Raw genomic sequence first — 20,213 nt, 5'->3', positions numbered from 1 at the left:
TTGGTCAGGGGCGATAGGCAAGTTGGATTTCGATTCTATGGATCGCACCTACCCCTTGCGATCCTAAAAATATGAGGCGTTTCCGCAAGGGGGCGTAGGACCGGGCAGCGCCACCAGCGGCCACGCCATTGGAGTGAAGTAGTTGGAGTTCGGGTACCGGCTGTCGCGTTCGACCGTTGCTATCGCACAGGATAGGCCTGTTTCGCGTTGCCGCCCGCAACTCTACCCACACCCATCTTCCCGTCGTTCGTCACCAAACTTGTTGGGGCGTTCGCGAACTTGGGACTGCAACAAAGCGCGGAGCGCGGCCAGCAAAGCAAATCGGTCGAATCGGACCCTTCTCTCGGTGCAACGTGGCAGTCTTTTGGTAATATATCGCAGCCGGCAGGCGTTGGGGGGATGAGCAACCGCAATTGCCGTAAAGGCCAATGCTGGCGTCGATGACGCCTTTATTGTGTGGGACACACCGGTCATTGATGATCTCCGCGGTTTCGCGCCGCACTGCAAGGTGCGCCGAGCGGCGGGAAGCCCCCCTGCGCCGAAGCTCTGGGGCCGCCAGCGGCCGACGGCTTCGTCGAGGAAATGGTCGAGCTGGGTCGGATTTGCCGCCAGGCACACGCAAACCGTACAGCGAGTGGCCGATCCGGAAATATCTGCGGACCGATCATGCGGTCATAGCTTGCGAGGAAGTCGGATATCGTGTCGTCCCCATGTGTCGGGACGATGCCGACCCATCCGTGGACGATATCGGCCAAGCGTCCCGCTGGACTGCCCAAATTCGGTGGCGCGGTCAGGAATCCCAATCTACGACGATCCGATTGGGAGCGAAAACGATGACAGATTTCAATTCGAACGACTTGGATCGCGATACCGTGATCGATACCCGACCGGTCTGGAACACGCCGACGGTGATTGTTGCCGAGATGAACACGCTGACACAAACCGCTGGGTTTTCGAACTTCGATGCACCGACTTCGTTCGGCTCGTAACTGATAGCCAGAGCACCCGCGCGCAGGAGGTAATCGCTCGGACAGTGCGAGTGACGGTGATTCGCGCTGCTGAGCCAACCTTCGTGTATCCAGGCCATACCGAACAGTCTGATTTCGGTCGGCCGGCAACCGGCAGCCCACTGCGCGCGCCGCCTGCCTGTCGATGCCGCCGTTTCCCGTGGAAACGGAGCAATATGATGGCTGCCTTAAGCGACGGCGCTCGCGCGGCTTCGGCCGCGCGAGCGTCGCGAACGTGCCTGCTTTCAGCGTTCGCTCATAAAAGCACTTAGTCGGGTTTTTCGGCGCGGCCCCCACGGCTAAGGAGTCATCGTGTACGCAATCGCAGGCATCGTTAACTTGGATTCCGCAGCCGTCACTAGCGCGGAGGCCGATGCCGATGCGCTGTACCGCGCACTTTCCGCGGCCGGCTATCCCGGTATCGAAACCCGCACCCATGCGGGCGCCACTTTCGCCGTAGCGCGCGACAAGTGGACGGTAAGCTGTCGCAAATCGGCTACACTGGCCCATGACGGCGTCCGGCTGGCCGGATTCGTGGGGCGCCTGGACAATTCAACGGCGCTGGTCGCCACGCTCGACCAATCGCAGGATCCGGACCCGGCGGCAATCGTCGCCGGCGCGCATCGACACTGGACCGACGAGGCACCGGCGCACCTGCTGGGCGATTTCGCCTATTCGGTATGGGATGGGCGCAACCGCCGCCTGTGCCTGGCACGAGACGTCGGCGGTTGGCACAGCCTCTATTACCTACGGCAGGCGGATCGCGTGCTTTTCGCGGACTCGCTTCCGGTGCTGCTGGCACTTGCCCCCGACGCGCGCCGGCTTGATCCGCAGGTACTTGCCGACGTGTTGGTCGACGGCCTGCCGCCTGCAGATCGCACGATCTGGCGCGATGTGCACGCGGTCGCCCCGGCAAGCATCGCCTGGTTTTCGCACGGCGACGGCGACGCGCGACCCTATTGGCAGCTACCGCAAACCAGGCTTCGTTTTGCCCGCGACGGCGACTATGTCGATGCCGCCCGCGCGTTGCTGGACGAAGCCGTGCGCTGCCGCCTGCCAACGCACGGTCCGATCGGCCTCGCGCTCAGCGGCGGCCTCGACAGCGCCGGGCTCGCGGCATGTACGGCCAAGGCCGCGCCCGGCGCCGCCTTGTTCGGCTTTACCGGGGTGCCGGCGCCCGGCACCGCGCTGCCGCATGCTCCGCACCAATATAATGATGAACGCCCTTATGTTCGGTTGTTGAGCGAGCAGTTTCCGTCGCTGCACGCAGTGCACGCATCAAGTGCAGCGGACGCCGAAGATGAAATCAATGCGGCGATCATCCGGCTTGGCGGTATGCCGCTGAACAACAGCCTGAACGCGGCGTGGCTCAGCCCGGCCTATGAGGCGGCCGCACGGTACGGCGTGCACAGCATGCTGACCGGCGGCTTCGGCAACATAACGCTTAGCTATGACGGCACCGCATTGCTCCCGGCATTGCTCGACCAGGGCAGGCTGATCCGGTTCACCATGGAGCTTGCTGCGCTTGCCTCCAGCGACGGGCGTTCCGGCCGCCAGATCGCGCGCAATGCCCTCGCCAACAGTCGCTACCTCAGCCGCTATCGCAAGCAACGCCGCGATCCGAGCCTGTGGCCGCGCCAGCGCCTCGAGCGCGCATTTCTGAGCGACGGTTTCACCGAAGCCTCGGGCTGGCTGCGCTATCAACTCGATAGCGACGCGCCGATCCCCACGGGCGGCGCCGATCATCGCGCCTGGCATATCGGCCGCAGCCAGCGTCAACGCCATCTGCACGCGCCATTGCAACGCTATTGGCGCGCCGAATTCTCACAGCCGCTCGCCGACCAGCGCCTGATCGAATTCTGCATGGCGATACCCCCGGAGCAATATCTGCGAAATGGCGAGGCGCGGTATCTTGCTCGGCGCGTATTGTCGGGTCGGTTGCCAGCGTCGATCGTGCAAAACCGGCTGCGCGGGCGGCAATGCCCCGAAGCCGTGCAGCGGGTCGTGGCGCAGGCGCCGCGCCTTCTGGCCGATTTGAATCGCCATGCGGCGTCGCCGCTCGTGCAGCATTGTCTGGACCTGGCGAGAATCCGCGCGCAGCTGAACCGGGTCGGCGACGCGGCACCGGACGAGGTCGACCGCGTTCAGTATCTGCATCGCGCGCTGCAACATGCGCGCTTCCTGGACTATCTGGACCAGTTTGGCGCGGTGCTCTGACAGCGGCCTGCCTCAACGATAGCCGAACCGCTCCATCCATTCCGCATGGCAATCCTCGATCTGCGCGGCCTGTGCTGGGGACAGTGCCTCGCGCCAACCGTCGAATTGCCCTTTTCGAAAAAACGCCTGCATCGTTGCTGGCCGCTCGGAAAATCCGCCCGCGTCTTCCTGGCGTTTCAGCCGGTCGAAGCCGCTGGCCGCAACGGCCCCGCCAAGCTGTGCCGCGTCGACTCTCCAACCCATGTCCGATGCGATATCGCCAAGAATGGTGAGCAGGTCGCTGTGCATCGCCTCATAGCGCACGACCCGTACCGGAAACGCGCCCGCCGCACCGTCCGGCGCGACCCAGCTCTGAACGTGCTGGCTCCACGACCCAAGCGACTGTCTCAGCTGGCGGTTCATTCGATCGCGTGACGCGGCCATGTCGACATCCGGTGTGCACAGGAAATCGACGGCGCGCCGCAGCGACCATTGCCGGTGATGCGCCAGCGACACCGCAACGTCGCGCGGATCGCGAACGATGTAGACGGCACCCAGCGTCGCGTCGGCGGGGAACAGCGGTTCATCGCCCGCACGGGCATAGGCATCGTGGACCTTGCATAACACCGGTTTCTGCTGCGCCTGCGCCAGGCTGCGAAACACCGCTGGGCGCAGCCGCTGAATCTCGGTGTCGGTCAGGTTGGATGCCTCGACGCTCGTATAGCGGTCGAACAGCATTCGTGACGAGGCGATCCGCTCTCCGTCTAACCGATTGATGTCGACGACCCCGCCGCCGTGGCGCAGGCTGGTCAACGCGGCGCGTAGCCAGGTATTGCCGGATTTGGGGTAGGAGGCGATCCAATACAGTCGCGCCGCCGCTCGAAACGTCACGTCAGCGTTCGCTGTAGCGGCCGAGCAGTGCGGGAAGGCGCGCCGCGAACGACGACAACTCCTCCAGTTCATCCGGCACCGGCAGCGCGAGCTGTGGCACGGTCTTCGCCAGCGCGGCAACGCTGTCGAACATCCGCTGCCCGTTGAGCGCTTGGCCGATGCTCAGCCGATAGACCGACTCGTTCGCTGCCAGCAGCGCCCGGAAGCGATCCGCGTACAGCGCCGGTAGCGCGGCAGCGTCGCGCTCCCGGTAGAGATGGCACATCAGCGCCAGCGGGCGCGGATCGGGGCAGAAGGCGTCGCCGACCCGGTGCTCGAATTTCTCGGCATCGCCGGTACTGCGCAGCTTGCGTCCTGCCGGCAGCCTGAGCGCCGTCAGCGCATCACGCCACAACTTCTGTCCCGGGAACGAGGGCATGATGCGAAAACCGTCGTCGGCGCGGGTCGCAACCGCAACATCATCGGCAAGCATCCTGGTGCCAAGCGCGACCATCGCCGCGGCCAGCGTCGATTTGCCGGTGCCCGACAGGCCAGAGAAGACCACGGCCCGGCCGTCGATTTCGACGCAGCTTGCGTGCAGCGGCAGCTCCCCGCGCTGATGGCACAGGATGCCAATAACGCTGCCGAGCAGAAAGACACCTATATCTGGCGCATCGGGCGCCATCTGCGGCGCGATCACGACTTCCCGACCGTCGCGCACCACGAACGCTGCAACGCCCGGAATTTCGATGCGGGCACAACCGTTGCGGTTGTACGAAACCAGCGTGCCAAGCGGAATCGCATCCTCGAGCGGCGGAGCATCTCCCAGGCGGAAGGTCACATCGACGCAGTCCGAAGTGTCACCTGTCGGCAAATTGGGCAGCTCCAATTCGCTTTCCAGCTGCCAGCCGAAGATGCGATAGCGCCAGGCAGCGCCGCGAGCGGTGGGTGCGCGCATCGGGTCATGCATCGACGCTGACCAGGCCTTCCTCAAACCAATAGCCCAGCAGCGCCAGCACATCGGCACGGATGCATCCCGGGTTGCCTTGGAAGTCGGCGATCAGCCCGGCAATGAGCGCTTCGCCGGTCGGCCCCGAATCCAGCCTCCGCCAAATAGCCGTCGCTACTGCATCCAGCGCATAATAGCGGCCATTGTCGATGCTCATCAGGAAGACCTCGCCGTCGATCTCGGTCGATAAGACGTCGCGGCCAGAGCGGATCGAGCCTGTGATCAGGCGATGGTCTAGGTCGCTATCCTGCATACGCACCCCTGAATAATTCGAACCGATTCACAAGACGTTCGCGCGCGTCCTGGCTGCGGTACGTGAGAAAGCTCCGCGGCTGGTCGCGCGTGCCGGCGGAGAAAGCCACCGGTCTATTTCCACCAAGCGCTGGACCTTCTGACAGTCGACCGGCTCGCCGAGGGCAATCGCTGCCCGGGGATCCGGTACCGTCGACCGTTTGGCGGGAGCCGTGGCCGGCTCGGCGGGTGCGGTCCCTGCAACAGTAAGGCCAAGGGTCGCAGCCAAACTGGCTTGAGCGGAGCGCATGGCCGTTTCTTCGATTAGGATGCCCGCGATCGCACGGTCGCAAGGGGCGACGGACCGCGCGTTGATCGGAAAGAACGCAAGTGAAAGCCGGGGCACGCCATCAATTCGGCGAGGGGGCGCCAGTGGTTACAAACAATCTGCGTAATTTTCCGAATTTTCCGACCACCTGGTACTCATGATCTGCGCTGGGCCAAGAGTTTGCATCCGGAAGCCAGGCCGAAAAGATCGCGGGTCTTCTTCAGCCGCCTTTCCCTGTCGCTTCGAAGGGGGCAGCGATGCGCTGATCAAAGATTGGTGGATCGATCCGTGCGTGCGGCCGCCCAAACCCCGGGATCAACATCGGCCGCGCGAGGTCGATTTCTGGCTGGGCAAAGGGTGATCAGGGCGGAGCGCCTTGTAGCACCGATATGGGCGATGCACGCGTGGACTGGGCCTTGCTGCGGCCGTACGCGCAAGCTGAGACGGAACCTCCCGCCCGTTCCTGGCGAGAGGCTCCCGTTCGAGCCCTCGGGTGACGAGGCGCACATCGGCGCGATGGCTATTCCGCGGCGATGAGGCGCTTGTTCTGCGGGAACATGTGCCCCCGGGCTTCTTCATCCATTTCGGACTTGAAGCTGTGGGCGGTTGCCAGGGCGGCGGCGCGCTCGGCGGCGGGGCGGCTGCCAACATCGTCGAGCAGTCGCTTGACGTTCGGGAACATGGTCCATGCATCCGGCCCGAAGATGAACGGCACCGCACGCGCCCATCCCCACACCGACATGTCGACGATCGTGTAGGTGTCGCCGACCATATAGCGTCGCTTTTCGAGCTGGGCCTCGATCAGGCCCCAGTGGCGCTCGGCTTCATAGCCGTAGCGGTTGACGGCATAGCCCTTGGGCTCGGGGGCGAAGTGCTTGAAATGCACTGCCTGGCCCGAATAGGGGCCGATTCCGGTCGCGACGAACATCAGCCAGGACAGGAGCTGCGCGCGTACGGCCGGGGCGCTGTCGCCCATGAACTGCCCGGTCTTCTCGGCCAGATAGAGCAGGATCGCCGTGCTATCGAACAGCACCGCATCGCCATCGACCAGCGCGGGCGTCTTGGCATTCGGATTGATCGCCAGATAGGCGGGGGCGAACTGTTCGCCCTTGCGTGTGTCGACCGGGATCACCTCGTAATCGAGGCCGGCTTCTTCGAGGAACAGCGCGATCTTCGCCGGGTTGGGCGACGGGTGATAATAGAACTGGATCATGATCTGTCCTCTCGGTGGGAACGGGCGCGCGAGTGTGGCAGCGGGAGCTCGACTGCCACCGCATCCACTATCGGCTATGTTCGCCGCCGGGCACGCGGTGGTTACAGGCGTCGTCGAGGAACGGCGAATTTTTCGCCGAATGGCTCTTACGGCGCGATATCGGGCGCGCTCGCCATGAGAACGGACGGACAAGCACGTCTTCGGCACGATCCGGGACAAGATTGGGCGGCGTGTTTATCGCCGGGCGTTCGCATGAAAATCGCGACAGAAAGAGCCTTTTTCGCGTCATCGCCAGGGTTCGGTCTCAGTGTCTCCTCGTACGGCGTGGCGCGCGCGCCTTGCCGCCGGTCGCTGAAACGATTGCGTTGGCAAGACTGCGCCGAAATGGATGGAATCGCGGTCTTTTTCGGGCGCTTGCCTTTTGGAACGGTCCCGTTCTAGACTCGTTCCGCGCTGCCTTGCAGGCGGCGTCGAGGCGTGAGAACCTTGGTTTAGAAGCGATATCGCCAGGTCCGTCAGCGGCCGGGTAGCCGACGCGTATGTCCAAGCCGCTTGCGGCCAAAGGCGTCGGCGCGAGGCCTAAACCCTTGTTCTCACCACCCGGCTTTTCGCCGGACCCGCCTCGCTTGCTGGAGGCGGGATGATGGGCTGCGCGAATGCTGCGCGAGGGCAGGGGGCGGAATGGTCCGGCAGCTGTGCTGCGTTCGCCTTGTGTCCGGGTTCGATGTGATGGCGGGACGTGCTGACCGTGCCGGGGAGACGGGCACAGCGGAGGAGGCGCTGCCCGGCGCCGTGCCGACGATGGTCGAACTCGATGTGCTGTATCGCAACGAGCAGCATGCGCTGGTGCGCTTCTTCACGCGCTATCGCGCCAGCCCGGAAGATGCTCGGGATCTCGTCCAGGAGGCATTCCTGCGGCTGTCACGGATCGATCTGAACCGCTCCGGATCGATCCTGCGGCCCGCCGAGTATCTGCGGCAGATCGCGCGCAATCTGTTACGGGATCGTGCGAAGGCGGCGCGGCGTCATGCGGCGGACGCACATGTGAACGCCGATGATGTCGAGCTTGCCGGCGTCGACGAGATGGGGCGGCTCGAGGCCCGCGATAGCCTGGTGCGTCTCGAAGCTGCTATGAAGTCCCTGAAACCAAAGACTCGGGGAATCTTCATGGCGCACCATCTGGAAGGGCTGAGCTATGCGCAGATCGCCGCGCGTACCGGGCTTTCGGTGTCGGGCGTCGAAAAGCAGATGGCGCGTGCGTTCGAGCAGATCCACAGGCTGACGGGCCTGCAGTGATGGCAGGGTCGGGCGGCGGCGGTCACGCAGGCGATGAGGCGCGCCAGGAAGCGGCGGCGTGGATCGCGCGAATGCGCGGGCCCGACTCCGAGATGTCGCGGCTTGATTTCGAGCGCTGGCGTGCGCGCAACCCTCGCAACCGCGCCGCCTATGCGGAAATGGAGCAGATATCGCGCCTGTCGCAGCGTCTCGGGGAGACCGCGCTCGGGCGCGCGCATCACCAGAAGCGCCGGCTTCCGTCCTTCTTTGCGGGGCCGGGCGCGCGGGTCGCCTTTGCCAGTCTTGTCGTCGCGCTGCTGGTTGGCGCCGGTGCCGTTCATCTGTGGCGGGGCGCGGCAAGACCTTCCGTCGCCGCCGCCGGCACCGGCACACCGCTCGCAACCCGTTTGGGCGAGATCCACAGCATCCGTCTCGCGGATGGGACCAGCGTCATCCTCGACACCGACAGCGCGATCGAGCCGGCATTCACCGATCAGCTGCGCGTCGTGAGATTGGTGCGAGGGCGTGCAAGGTTCGACGTCGCACACGATGCCGGGCGGCCGTTCATGGTCGAGGCGGGCGGCCGGACCATCATCGACCGCGGCACCCTGTTCGACGTGGCGCTGGGCCGGGAAGGGGTGAAGGTCACCCTGTTGCGCGGGGCGGTCGAGATCAGGGATCGTGCCTCTCCGGTGGGCGGCGTTGCACCGGTCGCGCGGCTTGTGCCGGGGCAGGTCTTTGCTGACGCGCCCGCTGCCGGTGCGGCGCAGGTGTCCGCGGCGCCAGGTGGGGCCGACCAGTGGGTCAGGTACATGCTGAGCTATGACGGGGCACCGCTCGCGGTCGTCGTCGCCGACGCCAATCGTTATTCGGATCGCAAGATCAGATTGGGGGAGCCAGAGCTCGCGACATTGCGTGTCACGGGTGCTTTCCGCGCGACGCCAACCGAAAACCTCGCGGCCATTCTCGCGGCTGCCCTTAACTTGCGGCTCGAGCGTTCGCCCCAAGGCGAGATCGTCCTTCACGCGCGCTGACGCGCCGCTGTTCTGCGTTCGCTGAACTATTTTGGGCGGGTCGGCTGACCCGCGTCGTCTTGCCCTTTCGACAGCCGCCAGAACGGCGTCGAGCAAAGGGGAAGAACAAATGCGTTTGGGAAAATATCTGGCAGCGACCGCCTGCACGAGCGTGATGCTGGTGGCGGCGCCGCTCGCCGCGGCGCAGGCCAATGACGCGCGGGACTATGATTTGCCGGCCCAGGAGCTTGGTGCCGCACTACGTCAGGTCGCGGCCGTGTCGGGACGGCAGGTGATCGTCGCCACCGAGCTGGTGACGGATCTGCGGGCGCCAGCGCTCAAAGGGCGGTTCAGCGCGGAGGACGCGGTTGAACAGGTCCTGCGGGGGAGCGGACTGCGCGCTGTCCTGGTCGGCGGGGCGCTTGTCGTGCAGCGTGATCGGGTGGTCGGGTCTTCGGGGGATACCCCCGATGGCGACATTCTCGTTACCGGCACGCGCATCCGGGGGAAGGGGCCGGTAGGGTCCGCGGTGATCACGATCGACCGCAAGGCGATCGACGCGAGCGGCTTTGCGACGACGCAGCAGATCGCGCAGTCGATCCCGCAGAATTTCGGGGGTGGGCCCAATGAGGCGACCGCCGGAAGCGGCACGCTCAGCCAGGAGGCTTCGCTCAACGGGGCGAGGGGGTCGGGCCTCAACCTGCGCGGACTGGGCGCGTCGTCGACACTCATCTTGTTGAATGGCGATCGGCCGCCGCTGGGCGGTTTTGCCGGCGCGTTCTCCGACCTCTCGATGATCCCGGCCTCCGCAATCGAGCGGATCGAGATCGTCGCCGATGGCGCGTCCGCCATCTACGGCTCGGACGCGGTCGCCGGCGTGGTCAACATCGTGCCGCGGCTCGACTTCAAGGGTGCCGAGAGCAGTTTCCGGATCGGCACGGCGGACGGCGACTCCCAGGAATATCAGGCGAGCCAGCTGCTCGGCACGCGCTGGTCGGGCGGTCATGCCGTGATCGCCTATGAATATTACCAACGCGATCGACTTCGCGCGGCAGACCGGGATTTCGCGACCGACGATCTTCGGCGCTTCGGCGGTCCCGATTATCGTGGCGGCTATGCCAGTCCGGGAACGATCTATGCCGGTGGCCAGAGCTTCGCGATCCCGCGGGGGCAGAACGGCGTTGGCTTGACCGCGGCCGCGCTCACGCCCGGAACCGTGAACCGGGGCGATAGCTGGGCCGGCGTCGACATCCTTCCGCGACAGCGGCGCCATTCGCTGTTCGCGGCGGTCAGCCAGGATCTTGGCGGGGGTCTGCGCTTTTATGCTCACGGACTGTTGTCGATCCGCGATTTCGACCAGGCAGTCCGCCCGAGCGCTGACACGCGGCGGATCGTATCGGTCACCAATCCCTTTTATGTCGATCCGATCGGCACGGGTCAGCCGGTCGCCGTGCAGTATAGTTTTGTGCGCGACCTCGGCAATGAGCGGGCCCGCGGCCGGGCGAGCGCCTATGGGGGCACGGCCGGAATCGAGGCCAGTCTCGGCAAATGGGTGATCGACGGCCATGGCACCTGGGGCCGTCAGATCGAGCATTCCGACCTCATCAACCGGATCAACACCGCGCGGCTCGCCGTCGCGCTCGCCGACACCAATCCCGCCACGGCCTATAATCTGTTCGGTGACGGGCCATCGACCAACAGGGCGACGATCGATCGCGTTCGCGGCTCGACGCTGAGCGCCAACAGCGGCACGGTATGGTCGGCTACGGTCCGCGCAGATGGTCCTCTCTTCTCTCTTCCGGCCGGCGCGGTACGACTCGCCATCGGCGGCGAATATCGGGAGGAGCGCTACCGCGATCACGGCACGATCACGGACACGTCGAGCCTGACACCACGTGTCGCGGCCCCGATTGCCCTTGGCGATGGCCGCCGCGTGGCGGCCGGCTATGCCGAACTGCTCGTGCCGCTTTTTGGCGGGTCGGCGACGCTACCGGGCTTCCACCGGCTCGACCTGTCGGCCGCGGTCCGCACCGAGCATTACAGCGACGTCGGGGCGACCACCAATCCGAAGTTCGGGATTGCCTGGGAGCCGGTTGCCGGGCTCACCTTCAGGGGCAGCTACGGCAAGTCCTTCCGCGCTCCGAGCTCCCAGGATCTCCGCCAGGACCCCGGCTCGCAGCTGATCTTTTCCTACACCATTCCCGACCCAAGCGCAGCGGGCGGCCAGTCCAACGTCATCGTCCTGCGTGGCAATGATCCAAAGCTCCGGCCCGAGCGCGCGACGACCTGGACGCTGGGGGCCGACCTGAAGCCGCTGGCGCTGCCGGGGCTTCACGCGAGCCTCACCTGGTTCAATATCGACTATCGCGACCGGATCGCGTCGCCCGCGGCGCAGCTGTTCAATTTTCTCGTCAACCGCGACACCTATGCCGGCATCATCGAGTCCAATCCGACGGCCGCGCGGGTTGCCGAGCTCTATGGCTCGCCGATCTTCGTCAATTTCCTGAACATCCCGCAAAATGCGGCGTTCGCCGCTGTGGTCGATGCGCGGCAGCAGAATCTGTCGGTGGTCAGGCAGTCCGGTCTCGATATCGACCTGGGCTATGGCTTCGGCATGGCGGGCGGCCGAGCCGAGATCGGCGCGGCGGGGACCTATATCTTCCATATCGACCAGGCGCTCACCGCGACGGCCCCGACGACCAATGTGGTGGGCATTCTCGGCAATCCGGTCGATTTTCGTGCGCGGGGACGGTTGAGCTGGACATCCGACAGTTTTGCTGCCGGCCTCTTCGCCAATTATGTCGACAGCTATGTGAACAACACCAACGCCACATCCCAGAAGGTGGCCTCCTGGACGACCTTCGACGTGCAGCTGAGCTATCGCTTCCGGCAGCAAAGCGGCGCGCTGAAGGGCCTGCACGTTGCGCTCAACGCAAACAATCTGTTCGACCGCGATCCGCCTTATGCCGCTTATTATATCGGCCTGTTCACCAGCGGCTATGACCCGGAAAATGCCAGCCCGCTCGGCCGGGTGGTTTCGCTCCAGGTCACGAAAGCGTGGTGAGGCGCGTCGTCATGACGGGGGTGTTCTGCGCGCTTGGCTGGGTGCCGGCGGTGCAGGCGGCGCCCGCTTGTGCCGAGCGACTAATGCCGGCGCCGCCGACCGCGGACCATGCTGTCACGGCACGCGACCTTATCGAGCTTCGCGATTTCGGGCGGGTCGATACCAGCGTGGGCGGACCGGCGCCGTTCACCGTCTCGCCCGATGGTGCCTGGGCGGCGCTGATCCTCAGGCGGGCGGACGCGGATGTCGATGACTATTGCTTCGGCGTCATGCTGGTGTCGCTCGACAGAAAGGCAAGGTCGCGATTGCTCGATGTGGGCGGCGAGTTCATCGCGATGGTGAACGACATCCGCGGCATCCCGGCGATCGTTAACGGCTCCTCCGCTTCGGGCGCCCCGATCTGGTCGCCCGATGGCCGCTCACTGGCCTATCTGCGGCGCGATCGCGGTGTGACCCAGGCCTGGCGTGTCGGACTGGACGGGAGGCCGGCCGAGCAGGTCAGCCGCCTGCCCACCGATGCGCTCGATGTCGCCTGGGCAGCCGATGGCACTACGCTGCTGATCACGACCCGTCCGGCGCTTGCTGAGGGCGAGCCAGCGATCGACCGGGAAGGGCGATCCGGCTTTCTGTATGACAGCCGGTTCTGGTCCCTGTCGGAAAGCAGGCCGCGGCCGGCCTTGCCGCTCCCTGTCGAGATCCGAGCGATCGAGGTGGCGAGTGGGGCGACCCATAAGGTGACGTCGGAGGAAGCGGACCGCCTTGAGCGCGGCGCGACGCCTGATCCGCCCGCCGGAGCGGGTCTTTATGCGCGCTCGACCGCCGGGTTTCGGGCGTGGGTCGCCTATGATGATCCGCGCCGGACCTTCGGCCAACCGCGGCTGCACATCGAGGCCAGGGGGCGAGCAGTCGCTTGTCCCGCTATCTGCGATGACCATGTCGCGGCCCTGTGGTGGACTGGCCCGGACACGCTGCTGTTCATGCGCGGCGGCAGCCCCGCCAATGGCGGCAGGATCGAGCTCTACCGATGGCGGGTCGGGCGCGACCGCGCGCCGTCGCGACTGTTCGACACGACCGATGCGCTGCTTGGCTGCTCCCTGGTCGACAAGGGGCTGATCTGTGCCCGGGAGACGGCGGTTCAGCCGCGCGCCCTGGTGCGACTGGCCCCCCAATCGGGCCGGACGGTCACGCTGTTCGATCCCAACCCTGAGTTCGGGTCGGTCCAGCTCGGCAAGGTCGAGCGGCTCACCTGGAACGATCGCCAAGGGGTGCACAGCTATGGCGACCTCGCTCTGCCGCCGACGCACCGGTCCGGCGAGCGGCATCCGCTGATCGTGGTGCAATATCAGAGCAGGGGATTTCTGCGCGGCGGTACCGGTGACGAATATCCCATCCATCTGCTCGCGAGCCGAGGCTATGCGGTCCTGAGCTTCCAGCGTCCGGCGATGCTCGCCGCCACCGCCACCGCGATCGACATCAATGCGGTGCAGCGCATCAATATCAGGGACTGGGCGGAACGTCGCATGATCGTGTCCTCGCTCCAGGCCGGCATCGATGCTGCGATCGCGCGCGGCGTCGTTGATCCGGGCAGGATCGGACTGACCGGCCTTAGCGACGGCGCGGTCACGGCCCAGTTCGCGCTGAACGGCTCGAACCGTTTCAGGGCGGCAGTGATCAGTTCTTGTTGCGACGATCCAAGCGCCCTGTTCGCGGTAGGACCAGCCTATCGCGACGCGGTCATCGCGTCGGGCTATCCGCCGCCGGGCGCCGATGGCAGTGCCTTCTGGGCACCGATGTCGCTCGAGGCCAATGCCGCCCGGTTCAGCACGCCGCTGTTGATCCAGGCAGCCGATGCCGAATATCGCCTCGGCCTGGAGAGCTTCTCCGCGCTGCGATATCACGGCGCCCCGGTGGAGATGTATGTCTATCCGGACGAGCATCATGTGAAATGGCACCCCGCGCACCGTCTCGCGGTCTATGAACGCACCATCGACTGGTTCGACTTCTGGCTGAAAGGCGAGGCCTCCGAAGACCCGGACAGGCGCTCCGAGGTCGCGCGCTGGGAGGCGCTCAGGAGCGGGATGCAGGCGCGCCGAAACTGACATCGCCTTGCCAGGTGCGGCTCCATGCCTCGACGTCAGCCAGCGATAGCAGCCGGACGATGGCGTCGCTGGCCGGCAGGGTCGGGCCGAGGTCCCGTTCGATCGCGTCTATATCGACAAGCCGCTCGCGCGCCAGCAGACCGTCGAGCAGCATCTCGCGCAGCAGCGCGCGGTTCGCGTCGAGCAATTGACCTGCGAACGCATCGAACGCACCCTTGCTGCGCCGGGCGATAACCGAAGCGGGCAGCACGTCGCGGAATGCCGCTCGCGCCATCGCACGGTTGTTACCACCATCGCACCATAGCCAGCTAGGAATGGCGAGGCAGACCTCCATCAACGGCTGGGAAAGCAAGGGTGAGATGATCGGTGCCACTCCGATGCGTTCGAGGCCGTCGAGATGATTCTGGATCGCAATCAGCGCCGTTACATGGTCCCGCTTGCCCGGCAGTGCGTCCGGCGGTGCATCGACCCAGGGATGGCCGTCAGGGAAGGGAAGGCGGTCGAGCGCTTGCGGTGACAGATACCGGGTGTTCGATGGCCAGCGCTCCGCCCCAGCGCCGCGGATCATTCGCCGCGCCGCGACCCTGGCGACATTCCAGCTACTGCAATGGGCGAGCTGAGCGACATGATCGATGGTCTCGAACAGGCCGCGGCCAAGGCCCTGTCGCCTGAAACGGTCGATGACCGGCGCCGTTGACTGGATGTGACAAAAGACATTGTCGCCACCGCCACCGCTGAAAAAGGCGTCAGCCCCGATCTTCGCCGCCAGTTCCCGATTGGGCCGATCGAGTGCCTGCGCGAAATTCCGCGCGGATGGTCGCGGCAGCTGGTACGCCTGCGACCGCATCAGGTCGATGTCGGTGATCCGGAGCGGAACGGCCTCGAGTGGCACCCCGAGATGGTCCGCGATCGCGCGTGCATAGGGAGTCTCGTCGGGATCTCCCTGCGCCGGCTCGAACGTAAGGCACGCCGGCATGCAACCTGCCAGCTTCAGCCCGGCCGCGACGATGGCGGAATCCAGTCCCCCCGAGATTTCCGCGATCGGGCGCTGGAATGCCCGTCCCCAGGCCGCGATGCACATGCGCGCCGTCTCTCCGACCGCCCCGATCGCCGCCGTTCGATCCGCGAGCTCACTTTCCGGCCCGGTGAACTGCCAGGGCGACCAGGCGCAGTTCGTGTCGATCCGACCCGGCGTCAGCCGCGCCGCCATGCCGGGTTGCAGTTCGCTGATACCGCGCAGCGCGGTGCGCGTGGGTCGCAGGTCGCGATAGGCGAGGCCTTGCACGACGATGGTCCAGTCGATCTCAGCACGCATCAGGCCGGCTTCGACGAGGAGCTGCGGACGCGAGGTGAGGATCTGCACGCCGTCCACCTGGGCATGATAGCACGGCACGACGCCGGACGGATCCCTCAGGACGGTCATGCCGTCGGCCGTCGCGCATAGCGCGGCATAGCCGCCCCAATAACGCCGCAGAAACTCCTTGGCGCCGCCGCCTAGGTCGGTCGTGCCGGCGAGGGTCTGTCTCCGCTCGCCTCCATGGCGGTCGAACAGATGGCCCCAGACCAGCCCCGCTCCGTCGGCGATGACGATGTGCGGAGCCTCGGGCGCCCCCAGGACGAGCAACCGCTCGCGCTGGACGAGCGGAACAAGCCCATGGCTACGGCACGAAACTTCCACGAAATGGTCGATCCGGTCGGACCGAGGCCTGTCCCGATCCATGACGAGCGCGACGAAGGGGGCGATGTTCACAGGGCGAGAATCGGCGCGTAGCGCGACACACGGTCGTAACTGTCATTGAGGATCGCGTCAGGCGTCTGAAGCCAGCAATGGGCGGAAAAGGGTTGGGCCGTGACGCCGAAGACGAGGCGGCAATCGCGATTGATGCGCGCGAGCCAGGCATGGAGCGAAAGCGAGTCCAGCAGACAGTTGCGAGCAAAGGGGCTAGCACGCCGGGCCACGTCATACGCGCTCGCCCGCGCGATCACGGTCTCCGGTTCGTCGACGCCCACTTCCGCGCCGCGGCCTGCGCGACGGTCCAGTATCTCCTGGAGCGGTCGCAGCCTCAGCTCCATCCATGTCTTCGTGACGATCGCGGCCACACGCAAGCGATCGGTCGAGGTGACGTTGCCAGATCCCCATCCCGGCGGCACAAGCGTTTGAGGTGTCGCCGGAACGTCAACGACGGTGCAGGACGGCTGTTCGCCCGAACGCGTGATGCGGCTCCGCTCGAACATGGTCATGACGATCTCTGGCGGGCCAGCGCTTGTCGCCTGAAACCAGGCCTTCATGGCATCGCTGACAGCTTGTGGCGCGAGGAAATAGCGGTCTTGCCGGATGTCGAGCAACACGACCCGGTTTGAGGCGATGCACGCGGTTACGTGTGGCAGGACGCGCCAGAACATTCCAATATTTCCCCCGGGGCAGGCGGTACGTCGGCGCGGCCCGCCGCGCCGACGCCCTGGAAATCAGTCCTCGTCGGACAGGCCGGCAATCGGCTGCAGGCCGACCGCGTCCAGCACAGTGAAGCCCTGACCCTGGGTCTCGACGCTGGCGGCGCCGAGATCGATGAGGTCGATGGTCTCGTTGGTTTCGGGGTTCATCTTCGGTCTCCTTGATCGCCGCGATCATGCGGCAGGAGGAGGATCAGCCCGTCGGAGGATTATAAGAACATTATAATCGGATTATAATCGAGTCCGCCCGGTCAGGTCTTGCGGCGCGCGCGCAGGAGCGCTGGAACGGCGCGCATCCGGCGCAGATGGTAGCGGCGGATGGCCTGGGCCTGCCCCGGACCGTGCAGGACGATCGCCTCGAGTTCGCCATCAATGCTCTCCAGCACATCGGGTTCGATCAGCCGGAACGGGTGCAGGCGGTCATTTGCGCTGTCGATCGCCGATCCGATTTCGCGATTCGGCGATGCTGCCCCAAGCCTGATGAACAAGGCCGCCACGCGGTCGGCCCCCGCCGCGACTTCCCAGAGCGGTGGGGTCGAGCCGGGGTGATTGCCAGGGTCGGGTGACCGCGCCGTTCTGGCCGCGATCGACAGGAGTGCGGCATTCCACTCGTAGAGATCCCGAAGCGCCTCCTCCGTGAAGGTCGGCACGTGAAAGCCTTCACCGCTATTGGCTTCGACCAGCCGCTCACCCACCAGCCGGTGGAGCACGTCGCGCACCGGTGTCATGCTGACCCCGAGATCGCCTGCGAGGCGGTTGGCCTCGAGCCGGAATCCGGGCGAGAAAACGCCCTCGCGCAGCATCTGTTTGAGTGTCGCATAGCTGCGATCCATCGCCTGGACCGGGCTCACGCGTCGTCACCATTGCCATGCTGTCCGCGGCGATGGGCCGCCACCGCTTCGGCCTGGTCGGGACGCAGGGCGTCGATCGCGCCGAGATGATCCGGTAGATCGTCGCCCAGCAGGGCCGACGGGCAGACACCTTCGTAATTACCGAGATTGGGGCGGTGCTGGCGATAGCCGACAAGGCCTGCGAGCTCGGGATCGAACCGCCTGGCGACCGAGGGTGGATAAGCGAGCCACTGGTTCTCATAGGGTTTGAGCCAACCCAGGCAGTAGCTGATGATCACGCCGCGTCGGGGCTCGATGGCGGTGTTGGCGCCGGCGCCGTGGAGGGTCGAGCCGAGGAACAGCAGCGCGGTTCCGGGGCAGCAGGATGCGACCAGCGGCTCGCCCGGCGGCTCGTCGACCAGCGCTTGTTCGCCGTGCGTGCCCGGATAGATCAGGGTCGCGCCGTTTGCCCGGGTGAAGGAGGTGAGCGGCCACATCACGTTGACGAGATATTCCATCTCACCTTTCTCTGCTTGCCACATGTCCTGGTCGCGGTGCGGGAATTGCGCTGGTGCGCCGGGATGGATCTCGATGGCCTGGGTGAGGTTCAGCTGGAGTGTGTCGCACCATCGGCCAAGCATTTCCTGGACCAGGGCGAGAATGAGCGGATGCTGGACGAAGTCGGCGGCGTGCGTAGAGCGTTTCAGGAGGCTGCCGAAGCGTTTGGTGCGGGCGCCGTAGAAATCGCCCTCGCAAAAGGGCGTGGCCTCGAAGATCGGATCGAAATCCGCGGCGAGCGCTGCGACCTTGTCTTGCGGGAGGAGGTTCGGCAGCAGGCACCAGCCCTGGCCGCGAAGTGCCTCCGAGGCGGTCTCGAATCCGGCGGGCTTTGGCGAAGCATGATCGAGCGTCATATCGGTCACCCTCTCGCGCCGGCGGCGCGCCTTTGCGTAAGATCGCTGCTTTCGACCGGGGACCAGATGCCGGCCTCGGCAAGATAGCTCGGGGTACGGGGCTCGATCCTGATCTCAAGCGCGCCGAGCATTGTGCTGCCGTGATGAACGGGCAGGCCGAGCGGCCGGCATTCCCAGCCGAAGCTCAGAATCTGTTGTAACCAGCCCATTTCAGCGACGCCGGTATAGGTTGCAATGCCGTGTCTCCGGGCGTGTTCCACCAGGGCCGTGACGAGCTGGTCGCGAACCTTGCGTCGCTCGATCGCCCTGAGGCTCCGGTCAAGGCAGAACCGGGTGATTTCGTAGACGTGCGGACCGCGCGGCGGCTCGTGCTCGCACAGGCCGGCAAATAGCGTGTCAAGGATGTGTGGCCTGGTCGTCGGGAGCAGTCGCGCCGAGCCAAGGTGCCGACCGTCATCGCCAAGCAGGATCAGGTAGCGGGCGTGCGCATCGTCGAACTGGTCGATCTCGTGACAGTCATCGCGGACCGGGACGTCCCATTTGAGCAGGTCGACAAAGACGCTCTTGCGCGCGAGGAACATCGCATTGAGCGCGGCATCGCCCGCCGTTTCCATATCTGTATCAAGCAGTTGAACCATGTGGAGGCCTCCAGTGAGAAGAGGCCGACCTTGTCGCGCCGGTCACGCACACCGGCTATTCCAAGAACTTGGTATTTCAGTGGATCAGTATTTCCGAGAAGCTGATCAGGCCGTCGAATAGGACCCGGATCGCCAGGATTGCCTTGTTATGTACCCCGTAGCGCTGGCGCGCGTTTTGCAGGTGCTTGATCACGGTTTCATGGCTGATGCCGAGGATCTGGGAGATTTCCCAATCCGTCTTGCCGCGTGCCGACCACAGCACGCAGTCACGTTGGCGATTGGTGAGCGGTCGCTCCGGCGCGGGCGAGAGGTCGCGCATATGGGACAGTCTCCTTGCTGCTTCAAAGGCAATGCCACCCACGATCTGAGCGACCGAATACAGTTCCTTGGGAAAAGGGTCTCCAGGGTCGATGGCGAAGGAGCACGACCCGTTGATTTCGCCCGGTACGTGGACGGGAACGGTGAAGCCGTCGCCGATGCCGATAATGCGGGCCTGGGACAGGATGCTCCTGTCCGCTGGTGTGAGTCCGATCATGTTCGGCACGGCGGACCATGGAAAGCCGAAACCCGTTACATGGCTGGCGCGGTGGATCGGATCGGCCTGACCCAGGCGGTTTTCGTCGAACCAGTGCTGCCATGCTGGCGGGTAATTGTGCAGACGGATGCCCGAACTGCCGGCAGCCATGAAATCGACATGTTGCACCAGTGCGAAATACCGGACCTTCATCGCCTCGCAGCATTGCGCGAGCAGGGCGAACAACTCGTCTTTGGAATTCGCAGCGCGTGCGCTGTCGACGAACGCATCGGCGATCGCCAGCCTTGCCATAACGACCCGCACCGATCGCAAGGCCGGCCCTAACGCCGGGCTTTGCGAAACGACCTTCTCGGGCTCCTGGCCGGACGGCTTCTCACGGGCCACCGACAGAGCGACATTGTTGCCGCCTGATTGGCGAGGGTAAATATATGACGTCAAACGATTAAACCTCCAAAATGGCTTTGAATCGGGGCCATTGGCGAGTCTGTTCCTCGTAAAGGTGTGATCCCGTCCGGAGGTGGTGCCAGGTCCGGCAGCAAT

Annotated in this window: 17 protein-coding genes; 6 read left to right on the top strand and 11 right to left on the bottom strand. The window is 65.3% G+C overall.

Features of this window, described 5'->3' with window-relative positions; genetic code table 11:
- The first annotated feature begins 833 nt into the window (after positions 1-833).
- Complete coding sequence (locus WC729_RS09245) at positions 834-989, top strand: hypothetical protein (RefSeq protein ID WP_372851874.1); 156 nt, start codon at positions 834-836, stop codon at positions 987-989.
- A 357-nt stretch (positions 990-1,346) separates the two neighbouring features.
- Positions 1,347-3,224 (top strand): asparagine synthase-related protein, encoded by a 1,878-nt coding sequence (locus WC729_RS09240; protein WP_372851873.1) that lies wholly within the window; start codon positions 1,347-1,349, stop codon positions 3,222-3,224.
- A gap of 12 nt (positions 3,225-3,236) precedes the next feature.
- Here the strand turns inward: WC729_RS09240 and WC729_RS09235 are convergent, their stop codons facing one another.
- The 4 genes from WC729_RS09235 to WC729_RS09220 form a co-directional block, all read right to left on the bottom strand.
- Positions 3,237-4,166, bottom strand: coding sequence for a sulfotransferase domain-containing protein (locus WC729_RS09235; RefSeq protein ID WP_372853290.1), 930 nt, complete (start codon positions 4,164-4,166; stop codon positions 3,237-3,239).
- Entirely contained in the window at positions 4,096-5,031 is a 936-nt protein-coding gene (locus tag WC729_RS09230) for a hypothetical protein (RefSeq protein ID WP_372851872.1), read from the bottom strand. Before WC729_RS09230 ends, WC729_RS09235 begins: the two co-directional genes overlap by 71 nt.
- A 4-nt stretch (positions 5,032-5,035) precedes the next feature.
- Positions 5,036-5,335 (bottom strand): PqqD family protein, encoded by a 300-nt coding sequence (locus WC729_RS09225; protein ID WP_372851870.1) that lies wholly within the window; start codon positions 5,333-5,335, stop codon positions 5,036-5,038.
- Positions 5,336-6,161: 826 nt separating this feature from the next.
- On the bottom strand, positions 6,162-6,854 hold the full coding sequence (locus WC729_RS09220) for a glutathione S-transferase family protein (RefSeq protein ID WP_372851869.1): 693 nt from the start codon (positions 6,852-6,854) through the stop codon (positions 6,162-6,164).
- Positions 6,855-7,655: 801 nt separating this feature from the next.
- On the opposite strand from WC729_RS09220, the gene WC729_RS09215 reads away from it, so the two are divergent.
- From WC729_RS09215 to WC729_RS09200, 4 genes are all read left to right on the top strand, one after another.
- A complete protein-coding gene (locus WC729_RS09215) occupies positions 7,656-8,150 on the top strand; it encodes an RNA polymerase sigma factor (RefSeq protein ID WP_372853288.1) in 495 nt (164 codons plus the stop codon).
- Positions 8,150-9,163: a FecR domain-containing protein gene (locus tag WC729_RS09210; protein ID WP_372851867.1), complete on the top strand. Its 1,014-nt coding sequence runs from the start codon at positions 8,150-8,152 to the stop codon at positions 9,161-9,163. The genes WC729_RS09215 and WC729_RS09210 overlap by 1 nt, the downstream gene beginning before the upstream one ends.
- Before the next feature lie 109 nt (positions 9,164-9,272).
- Positions 9,273-12,206 (top strand): TonB-dependent receptor domain-containing protein, encoded by a 2,934-nt coding sequence (locus WC729_RS09205; protein ID WP_372851865.1) that lies wholly within the window; start codon positions 9,273-9,275, stop codon positions 12,204-12,206.
- A gap of 11 nt (positions 12,207-12,217) precedes the next feature.
- Positions 12,218-14,305 (top strand): Atxe2 family lasso peptide isopeptidase, encoded by a 2,088-nt coding sequence (locus WC729_RS09200; RefSeq protein WP_372851863.1) that lies wholly within the window; start codon positions 12,218-12,220, stop codon positions 14,303-14,305.
- Here the strand turns inward: WC729_RS09200 and WC729_RS09195 are convergent.
- From WC729_RS09195 to WC729_RS09165, 7 genes are all read right to left on the bottom strand, one after another.
- Positions 14,274-16,055 carry an asparagine synthase-related protein gene (locus WC729_RS09195; protein ID WP_372851861.1) on the bottom strand — a complete coding sequence of 594 codons (1,782 nt, stop codon included), beginning with the start codon at positions 16,053-16,055 and terminating at the stop codon, positions 14,274-14,276. The genes WC729_RS09200 and WC729_RS09195 overlap by 32 nt on opposite strands.
- Complete coding sequence (locus WC729_RS09190; RefSeq protein WP_372851858.1) at positions 16,052-16,708, bottom strand: lasso peptide biosynthesis B2 protein; 657 nt, start codon at positions 16,706-16,708, stop codon at positions 16,052-16,054. Before WC729_RS09190 ends, WC729_RS09195 begins: the two co-directional genes overlap by 4 nt.
- A 63-nt stretch (positions 16,709-16,771) precedes the next feature.
- The gene (locus WC729_RS09185; protein ID WP_372851856.1) at positions 16,772-16,906 is read right to left on the bottom strand and encodes a benenodin family lasso peptide; all 135 of its coding nucleotides are present in this window, start codon (positions 16,904-16,906) and stop codon (positions 16,772-16,774) included.
- 101 nt (positions 16,907-17,007) lie between these two features.
- Positions 17,008-17,607: a GntR family transcriptional regulator gene (locus tag WC729_RS09180; protein ID WP_372851854.1), complete on the bottom strand. Its 600-nt coding sequence runs from the start codon at positions 17,605-17,607 to the stop codon at positions 17,008-17,010.
- Positions 17,604-18,500, bottom strand: coding sequence for a phytanoyl-CoA dioxygenase family protein (locus WC729_RS09175; protein ID WP_372853286.1), 897 nt, complete (start codon positions 18,498-18,500; stop codon positions 17,604-17,606). Before WC729_RS09175 ends, WC729_RS09180 begins: the two co-directional genes overlap by 4 nt.
- 5 nt (positions 18,501-18,505) lie before the next feature.
- The gene (locus WC729_RS09170) at positions 18,506-19,114 is read right to left on the bottom strand and encodes an acyl-homoserine-lactone synthase (protein ID WP_372851852.1); all 609 of its coding nucleotides are present in this window, start codon (positions 19,112-19,114) and stop codon (positions 18,506-18,508) included.
- A gap of 100 nt (positions 19,115-19,214) precedes the next feature.
- Complete coding sequence (locus tag WC729_RS09165) at positions 19,215-20,057, bottom strand: LuxR family transcriptional regulator (protein ID WP_372851850.1); 843 nt, start codon at positions 20,055-20,057, stop codon at positions 19,215-19,217.
- Positions 20,058-20,213: the final 156 nt, after the last annotated feature.

Origin of the sequence: Sphingomonas sp. (genome assembly GCF_041661825.1) — a bacterium.
In the GTDB taxonomy this organism is placed as follows: domain Bacteria; phylum Pseudomonadota; class Alphaproteobacteria; order Sphingomonadales; family Sphingomonadaceae; genus Sphingomonas.
Note: the sequence above shows the minus strand (reverse complement) of the source record. Positions and strands in the feature narration are given on the sequence as shown.